7 protein-coding genes are annotated in these 8,380 nt (G+C 68.9%); 3 read left to right on the top strand and 4 right to left on the bottom strand.

From position 1 onward, the window contains the following. Positions 1–366 (top strand): SAM-dependent methyltransferase (locus tag JWP28_RS17065; protein WP_299544793.1); only part of this gene is annotated, 366 nt, incomplete at its 5' end. Between the two features lie 166 nt (positions 367–532). Continuing rightward, positions 533–2,086 (top strand): serine hydrolase domain-containing protein, encoded by a 1,554-nt coding sequence (locus tag JWP28_RS17060; protein ID WP_299544791.1) that lies wholly within the window; start codon positions 533–535, stop codon positions 2,084–2,086. Positions 2,087–2,282: 196 nt separating this feature from the next. On the opposite strand, the gene JWP28_RS17055 is transcribed toward JWP28_RS17060, so the two are convergent. Then, positions 2,283–3,044, bottom strand: coding sequence for a hypothetical protein (locus tag JWP28_RS17055; RefSeq protein ID WP_299544790.1), 762 nt, complete (start codon positions 3,042–3,044; stop codon positions 2,283–2,285). Positions 3,045–3,128: 84 nt separating this feature from the next. Between JWP28_RS17055 and JWP28_RS17050 the strand changes: the two genes are divergently transcribed. Continuing rightward, complete coding sequence (locus JWP28_RS17050; protein WP_299544788.1) at positions 3,129–3,488, top strand: cupredoxin domain-containing protein; 360 nt, start codon at positions 3,129–3,131, stop codon at positions 3,486–3,488. Here the strand turns inward: JWP28_RS17050 and JWP28_RS17045 are convergent. The 3 genes from JWP28_RS17045 to JWP28_RS17035 all read right to left on the bottom strand — a co-directional run. Beyond that, entirely contained in the window at positions 3,485–5,161 is a 1,677-nt protein-coding gene (locus JWP28_RS17045; RefSeq protein ID WP_299544786.1) for an MFS transporter, read from the bottom strand. The two genes, JWP28_RS17050 and JWP28_RS17045, sit on opposite strands and share 4 nt — an antisense overlap. A gap of 73 nt (positions 5,162–5,234) precedes the next feature. Continuing rightward, entirely contained in the window at positions 5,235–7,538 is a 2,304-nt protein-coding gene (locus JWP28_RS17040; protein WP_299544783.1) for a PAS domain-containing protein, read from the bottom strand. 129 nt (positions 7,539–7,667) lie between these two features. Beyond that, positions 7,668–8,380: acyl-CoA dehydrogenase family protein (locus JWP28_RS17035; RefSeq protein WP_299544782.1), on the bottom strand; the 713-nt coding region annotated here is incomplete at its 5' end.

The raw sequence follows: 8,380 nt of genomic DNA, 5'->3' as shown, positions 1-8,380 counted from the left end.
ATGCGCGGCGAGCGGGATGCGGCCGTGCGGCTGCTGCGCGCGGCCCTGACGCGAGACCAGCCCGGCGCGGGCATGGTGCAGTTCATCGACGCCCGCGGACCGGCCGACCTCCTGACGCTGCGGGCGGCGCGCGCGCTGTCCGCCGCCGACATCCTGGTGTGCGACACGGGCGCCCATGCCGAGGTGCTGGCGCTCGCCCGCCGAGACGCCGAGCGCGCCGGCCCGCAGGCCCCCGAACGGCTGGCTGAGCTGGCGGGGCAGGGGCTTCGGGTGGCGCGCCTGATCGTCGGCGCCGGCTGGCGCACCGAGCGGGCCGCCCTCGACGCCGCCGGCGTGGAGACCGAGGTGCTGCCGATCGCGGGGTAGGGCGGGGTTGGGCCCTGGGCTGGAAACTCAACTATAGTTTAGAAATATCAGCAGCTTAAGATGTCGAGAAGGCCGCTGCCGGTTCCGAGGTGAACCCGGGAAGGTCCGCTTCCCGGCGGGACGATGAGGGCGGTTTACGACCCATGACGGACGTAGGCCGAGCGGGTTGCCGCCAGCGGAGCTTCCAGTCGTGTCGCCGGCAATCGGAAAACATCTGGGGTTTACCTTTGTAATTTCCAGATTAGATTACAGGTGTAAGGCGAGCTGTAAATCACGGGAGGCGAGCATGTGGAAATTCGCAGGTCTGGTGATCGCGGCGATGCTCGCCGGCTCCACAACGGCTCAGGCCCAGTCCTTCACGGCGGCGGAGGTTGCCGGCATCGACGCGGGCGTCGAGGGCTTTTTGAGCCAGCGCGGCGTGCCCAGCGCCTCCGTCGCCGTCGTGCGGGGCGGCCAGATCGTGTTTGCGAAGGCCTATGGGCGCCGCGCGGTCTCGCCTGACCGGCCGGCGACGACGGGAGCGGGATACAACATCGCGTCTGTCTCGAAGCAGATGACGGCCACGGCGCTGCTCATGCTGGTCGATGAGGGCAAGCTCTCGCTGGACGATACGGTCGACCGCTGGATGCCGGAACTGACGGAGGCCAAACGGATCACTGTGCGCCAGGTCCTGTCGCACACGGCCGGCTATCAGGGCTTCTTCCACAGCGAGTTCCTGTCCATCGAGGGCAGACAGGCGATCTCACCGCAGGCCATCGCCGACCGGTGGGCGACGCAGCCGCTGGATTTCCCGCCGGGATCGAGCTGGAGCTACAGCAATACCGACTACACCATCGCCGGCCTGATCGTGGAGCGGGTCAGCGGCCAGCCCTTGGCGGCCTTCCTGAAGACGCGGATCTTCGCGCCGCTGGGCATGACCTCGGCGACCGAGGTCACGGGACAGCCGGCGAAGGACGCCCAGGGCTACACGCGATACGCGCTGGGCCCGCTTCGCCCCGCGCTCGTCGTGGGCGCCGGCTGGGGGTTCGGAGACGGCGGCCTGTCGATGAGCGCCACGGATCTCGCCAAGTGGGACATCGGCGTCCTTCACCACAGCCTGCTGTCGGCGAAGACCTATGCCGAGCAGCAGACGGCGGTCCCGCTGCCCGGCGGCAAGACCGCGCCCTATGGCCTGGGCGTATTCGTGGACCAGGTCGCGGGGCATCGGCGCGTCAAGCATCCGGGTTCGGAGGAAGGTTTCCTGACCGAGAACCGCATTTATCCCGACGACGGCGCGGCCGTGGTGGTGACGGTGAACGGCGACTTCGGCGGCGCCCAGGACGACATCGCCGACCAGATCGAGCACCTGATCCTGGGTCTGCCGGCGCCGCCGAAACGCAATCCCCGGCGCGACCGGCCCACGATCGACGCGGCGGTGCGGCCGCAGGACCTCGCGCTCGCGCACAAGATGTTTGATCAGCTCGCCGGCGGGAAGCTGGATCGCAGCCTGCTGACGGCGGATGCGAACGTGTATTTCACGCCGACCGCGGTCGCGGACTATCGCGACAGCCTGGGGCCTCTTGGCGCGCCGATCGCGTTCGAACGGCTCCAGAGCCTGCAAGTCGACGGGCAGGACGTCAGCATCTATCGCCTGATGTGGGCGGATCAGTGGGTCGCCGCCGTGATGCGCGTCGATCCGGACAGGCGCGTGGCGGTCTTCAAGGTCTTCGCGCCGGTATAGCGATAGCGGTCGCGGCGTTGATGTTTTCGAGCGAAGGACGGGTTTCCATCCCCTGCCGGCCTTCGCAACCTCCGCTCATGGGAGGTTTCAAACCGCTCAATTCATCAGTTGCCAGTCTCCTGGGTCCCGGCTCTCCGCTTCGCTGCGGCCGGGAGGACAGGGTTGGAGGCTCGAATGATTGAGTCTGCAGCCTAGCTCAGAACCGCCGCTCGTATTCCACGGCGAAGCGGACCTGGCCGTCCGTCTCGTCGCGCGCGGCGCCTACGGGGATGAGGTAGGCGCCTTCGAACTCCAGTTCGCCGCCCTTCAGCCAGGCCGGCCGGACTTCCCATCGCGCGACCGGGCCCAGGTAGTGGGCCTGGCGTCCGCCGAAGCTGCGGTCTGTCCCGAGGCCACCGAACGCCTGGCCGCCCAGTCGCACGTTGCGGCCGACGTCCCAGGTTCCCTGGGCGGCGTAGCCGAACTCCGTGTCGCCCTCGCCAGGGCGGTCGGTGAGCGGCTTGCTGGCGATCAGGTTCAACAGGCCCTCGAACGGTCCCGAGCGCTTCGCGAGCAGCAGCTTGCCCTCGAGGACACCGGACTCGTTGTGGATGCGCTGCTCGTACTCGAGATAACCGCCGACATCGACGCCGACCCGCGGGATCTGCCCGAGGTAGGCAACCCCCTCCACGGCGAGCGCGTCGAGCTTCCTTTCCTCTCCGGCGTGCTGCTCGAATTCCGCAAGGACGGCCAGGCTGAGGCGATCGCTGACGCCGTGCTCCAGTTCCACCACCGCGGCCTGCTCGCCGTCCAGCGGTCCGCCGGTCAGCCGGCCGGCGCGGACTTCGACCTCCGTGACGCCCTTCCTGACGTAGGGACTGTAGACCTTGTTGGCGAGACCCGGTTCGGCCCGGGCGAGGCCGGTCCATCCGAGCGCCAGCGCCAGGGTCGCCGCCCTGACCAAGCCCCTGCCCCGCATCCCCAGTCCCCCTTTGCAATTGAGAATAAGTTGCATAAAGAGATGAGAACGATTGTCAATTGCATCGTTACGGGAGGAAGCGTGGTGACTTCATTGGGATGGGTTTCGATCGCCGCCGGGAGCGTGCTGCTGCTGGCGTCCGGCGACGGCGTGGCTGCACCGGCGCCGGACATCCATGAGGTGACGCTGACACTCAAGGATCACCGCTTCACGCCCGAGGTGGTGGAGGCGCCCGCCGGGCAGCGCATCCGGATCAACCTGGTCAACCGCGACGCCGCCAGCGAGGAATTCGACAGCGAGGACCTGCATGTGGAGAAGGACGTCACCCCCAACGGCAAGGTCAGCTTCGTCGTCGGGCCCCTTAAGCCGGGGGCCTACAGCTTCATGGGCGAACTGCACCCCGACACGGCCAGCGGGACGATCAGAGTCGGCGCCGCACCTTAGCTGTTCAGCGAACGCCCCTTGGTCTCGGGAACCAGCAGCAGGCAGGTCACCACCGAGATCGCCGTGAACGCGAAGGGGTACCAGAGGCCGGAATAGATGTTGCCCACGGCGGCGACGATGGCGAAGGCGGTGAAGGGCACGAAGCCGCCGACCCAGCCGGTTCCGATGTGGTAGGGCAGCGACATGGCCGTGTAGCGGATGCGCGTCGGAAACAGCTCCACCAGGCAGGCGGCGATCGGGCCGAAGAGGGCGGTGGCGGCGATCACGAAGACCAGCATCACCGCGAAGGCCCCGGGCAGGTTCATCCGCTTGGGGTCGGCCTTGGCGGGATAGCCGGCGCGGGCGAGGCCCTCCTTGATCTTGCCTTCGACGCTGGCCTTGACCGCCTTGGCGACGTCCTTGGGCAGGCCGCGGGCGTCGAGCGAGGGGATGGTCGCCATGCCGACCCGCACCATGGCCGGCTGGCCGGGCGCGCCGGCCTGGTTGACGTAGGAGACCCCGGCGTTGGCGAGCGCGCTCTTGGCGATGTCGCAGGAGGACGTGAAGGCGGCCTTGCCGACGGGATCGAACTGCAGGGCGCAGTCGGCCGGATCGGCGATCACCGTGGCGGGGCTGCGGGCGGTCGCCTCGGCGAGCGCCGGGTTCAGGGTCCTGGCCAGCATGTGGAAGCCGGGGAAGTAGGCGGCCAGCATCAGGGTCATGCCGAACAGCATCACCGGCTTGCGGCCGATCTTGTCGGAGAGCCAGCCGAAGACCACGTAGCCCACCGCGCTGACGGCGGTGGCGGCCATCATCAGGCCGTTGATGATCGGCGGATCGACCTTCAGGAACTTCTCCATGAAGGTCTGCACGTAGAAGAAGGCGGTGTACCAGACGGCGCCTTGCGCGAACATGATCGCGACCAGGGCCAGGAGCACGGTCTTCAGGTTCTTCCACTGGCCGAACGCCTCGGCGTAGGGCGCGGCCGAGCCGCCGCCCTCGGCCTTCATGGCGGCGAAGGCCGGGCTCTCGGAGAGCTTCAGGCGCATGTAGATCGAGACCGCCAGCAGGCCGGCCGAGAACAGGAACGGGATGCGCCAGCCCCAGGCGTCGAAGGCCGCGGGCCCGAAGGCCTTGCCCAGCGCAAGGCGGGTCACGAGGATCACCAGCAGGGCTGCGAAGAGGCCGAAGGCGGCCGAGGTCTGCACCCAGCTGGTCGAGCGGCCGCGCGCGTCGGGCGGCGCGTGCTCGGCGACGTAGATCGCGGCGCCGCCATATTCCCCGCCGAGCGCGAAGCCCTGCACGATCCGCATCAGCAGCAGCAGGATCGGCGAGATCACCCCGGCGGCGGCGTAGCTCGGCAGGACGCCGATGAGGACGGTCGCTCCGCCCATCAGCACCACGGTGACCAGGAAGGCGCCCTTGCGGCCCACCCGGTCGCCGATACGGCCGAACACCAGCGCCCCGATCGGCCGGAAGGCGAAGCCCGCGCCGAACAGCGCCAGCGCCGCGATATAGCCCGCCGTCTCGTTCAGGCCGGAGAAGAAGGTCTTGGAGATGACCTGGGTCAGGCTGCCGAAGACGAAGAAGTCGTACCACTCGAAGGTGGTCCCGGCGGCGGAGGCGGCGACGACCGTACGCAGGCCGACCCGCTTGGCCGGCGCCTCGATCCCGTCCGCGGCGATATCCGCCATGCCGTCTTCCTTCCCCGATTTTGGAGGCGAAGGAGTAGCACCCGTTCGCAAGGCGGTGGAAGGCTCGCGCGCTTTAGGCCGCAGCCGTCTCGTTAGTGGGTTCGGCCGGTGCGCTGAGGCGAGCGATTTCGCGGAGCAGGACGCCGGGGGAGATGGGCTTGCCGACCACGCCGTCCATGCCGGCGTCCAGGTAGGCCTGGCGCTGGTGGGCCAGCACGTTGGCGGTCAGCGCGACGATCGGGGTCCGCGCCGCCGCGCCGCCGAGCGCGCGGATCCGGCGGGCGGCCTCCAGGCCGTCGATGCCAGGCATCTGCACGTCCATAAGGATCAGGTGGAAATCGCCCTGCGAGGCGGCCTCGACGCCGAGGTAGCCGTCAGCGGCGGTGGAAACCTCGGCGCCCAGGCTTTCCAGGAGCTTGGTCGCGATCATCCGGTTAGTGGCGTTGTCCTCGACGACCAGAACGCGCAAGCCTTCGAGCAGCGGGTCCAGGCTCTCGCAGGCTTCGGCCGCGGCCTCCGCCGGCGGCGCCTCGAGCTCAAGCCAGAAGGTCGAGCCCACGCCCTCCTCCGAGGTGAAACCCACCGCGCCGGACATCATCTCGGCGAGCTTCTGGGTGATGGCGAGGCCCAGGCCCGAGCCGCCGAACTTGCGCGTGGTCGAGGCGTCGCCCTGGTCGAAGCGCTGGAAGATGCGGTCCTGCGCCTCGGCGGGGATGCCGACCCCTGTGTCGATCACCTCGAAGCGCAGGAAGCCGGGGCGCGGGCTCCTGCAGCGCACGGTGACCGAGCCGCGCTCGGTGAACTTCACCGCGTTGCCCACGAGGTTGAACAGCGCCTGGCGCAGGCGCACGGGGTCGGACCGCACCCAGCCCAGGCTGGGGTCCGCGTCGAGCCGCAGGATCAGGCCCTTGCCGTCGGCCGGCGGCCTGAGCAGGCGTACGACGCCGTCCAGCAGGCTCCTGGGATCGATCGGCTCGGAGGCGAGCTCCAGGCGCCCGGCCTCGATCTTCGAGAAGTCGATCACGTCGTTGAGCAGCTCGGACAGCATCTGGCCGCAGGACAGCGCCTCCTCCAGCATGTGCCGGCCGTCCTCGGAGAGCTTCTCGGTCTTGAGAAGGTGCAGCACGCCGAGGACACCGTTCATCGGCGTGCGGATCTCGTGGCTCATGTTGGCCAGGAAGGCCGACTTGGCCTCGCCGGCGGCTTCCGCCGCCTGCTGGGCCTCCAGCAGGGCGATCTCCTGGCGCTTGCGGGCGTCGAAGTCCTGGATCAGGCCGACGGCCTTCAGCCAGCGGCCGCCACGGCCGACTTTGAGGTGATGCGAGACCCGGATCCAGCGGGTCTCGCCGTCCGGGCGCACGATCCGCGCGTCGAAGGCGCCGGAGTCGCTGGCGCCGGTGTGCAGCGAACGGAAGGATTCGCGCACGTGGGTGAGGTCGTCCGGGTGGAAGCCCGGGAAGCGCAGCTGCGTCGCCTCGTGGTAGCTGGCCTCGCCCTGGCCGGTGATCTTCACGAACTCGGGCGAGGCCCAGAAGGTCTTCGACACATGGTCGATCTCGTAGACCCCGGCCTCGGCGGCCTCCAGGGCGACAGCCAGGCGCTGGGCGCTGGCCTGGGCCTCGCGCTCGGCGCGCTTCATCTTCAGCTCGCCGCGGCGGGCGAGGTCGCGGGCGTTGGCGAGCTCGGTGATGTTCTCGGAGATGCCGCGCAGCGCGAACACGCCGCCCGGGCGCGGCTCGGTGCGGAAGGTGGAGCGCCAGGAGGTCCAGCGGCCGTTAACCTTCAGGCGATGCTCCAGCGAACTGCCTTCGCCGGTGACCACCGCCCGGCCCATCCGTTCCTGCATCCGCTTGCGGTCCGCCGGGTGCACAAAAGCGTAGAACTGGTCGGGCGTCTGGATGTCTTCCGGCGCATAGCCGGTGAGGAACAGCAGGTCCCGCGACCACTCGATGCGGTTCTCCCGCGGCTCGAACACCCAGGCGCCGATGCCGGCGGCTTCGCTGAGCATGCGGCGCGTGCGGCGGGTCTCCTCCAGCTCCTCGGCCCTGGCGCGCTCCTCGGTGGCGTCGCGCAGGGTGACGATGAGCTCGCCGTTGGGCATTTTCTGGGTGCGGGAGGCGAACCAGGCCCATTCGCCGTCCTTGCGCTTCACGCGCATCGGGTTCTCGGCGACCTCCCCAGGGGCGAGCGCACGGATGCCGTCGCGGACCACCTCGATGTCGTCCGGGTGCAGGAAGTCGAGAGCGCGCTCGCCCACGACTTCGCGCTCTTCCCAGCCGGTTTGCGGTTTCCAGGCGGCGTTGACGAGCTTGACGCGGCCATCGGCGCCGATGACCTGCATCAGATCGCTGTTGTTCTCGAACAACCAGCGGATCATCTCAGCTTTATTGGCCGCGCCTGACGCGCTTTTTCGGGCCATGGGCGTTCGGTCCCCCCGGTGCGGCGGAGACACTAACGCCCACTCGTAAACGTAACGTTGGTCGAGCGGGGCGGCTCGTCGTCGCGGTTAGAAGGCGTTTTCGCCGGTGATCGCGCGGCCGAGGATCAGCGCGTGGACGTCGTGGGCGCCTTCGTAGGTGTTGACCGTCTCCAGGTTCGCGGCGTGGCGCATCACGTGGTACTCGCCGCTGATGCCGTTGCCGCCGTGGATGTCGCGGGCCTCGCGGGCGATGGCCAGCGCCTTGCCGCAATTGTTGCGCTTCATCAGGCTGATGGCCTCCGGAACCCACGCGCCTTCGTCGATCAGCAGGCCGAGCGCCAATGCGCCTTCGAAGCCCAGGGCGATCTCGGTCTGCATGTCGGCGAGCTTCTTCTGCACCAGCTGGCGGGCGGCCAGGGGCTTGCCGAACACCTTGCGGCTCAGGGTGTATTCGCGGCTGGCGTGCAGGCAGAACTCGGCCGCGCCCATGGCGCCCCAGGCGATGCCGTAGCGGGCCTTGTTCAGGCACGAGAACGGCCCGCGCAGGCCCGAGACGTTGGGCAGCATCTGGTCGTCCGGCACGAACACGTCGGCCAGCGCGATCTCGCCGGTGACCGAGGCGCGCAGGGAAAGCTTGTTGAGGATCTTCGGCGTCGTGAAGCCCTCCGAGCCGCTGTCCACCATGAAGCAGCGGATCTCGCCTTCGAGCTTGGCCCAGACCAGGGCGACGTCGGCGATCGGCGAGTTGGTGATCCACATCTTGGCGCCGTTGAGCACGAAGCCGCCGTCGACCGCCTTGG

Source organism: Phenylobacterium sp., from assembly GCF_028290885.1.
Lineage (GTDB): Bacteria > Pseudomonadota > Alphaproteobacteria > Caulobacterales > Caulobacteraceae > Phenylobacterium.
The sequence above is the reverse complement of the archived record's forward strand: the minus strand, read 5'-3'. Positions and strand labels throughout refer to the sequence as shown.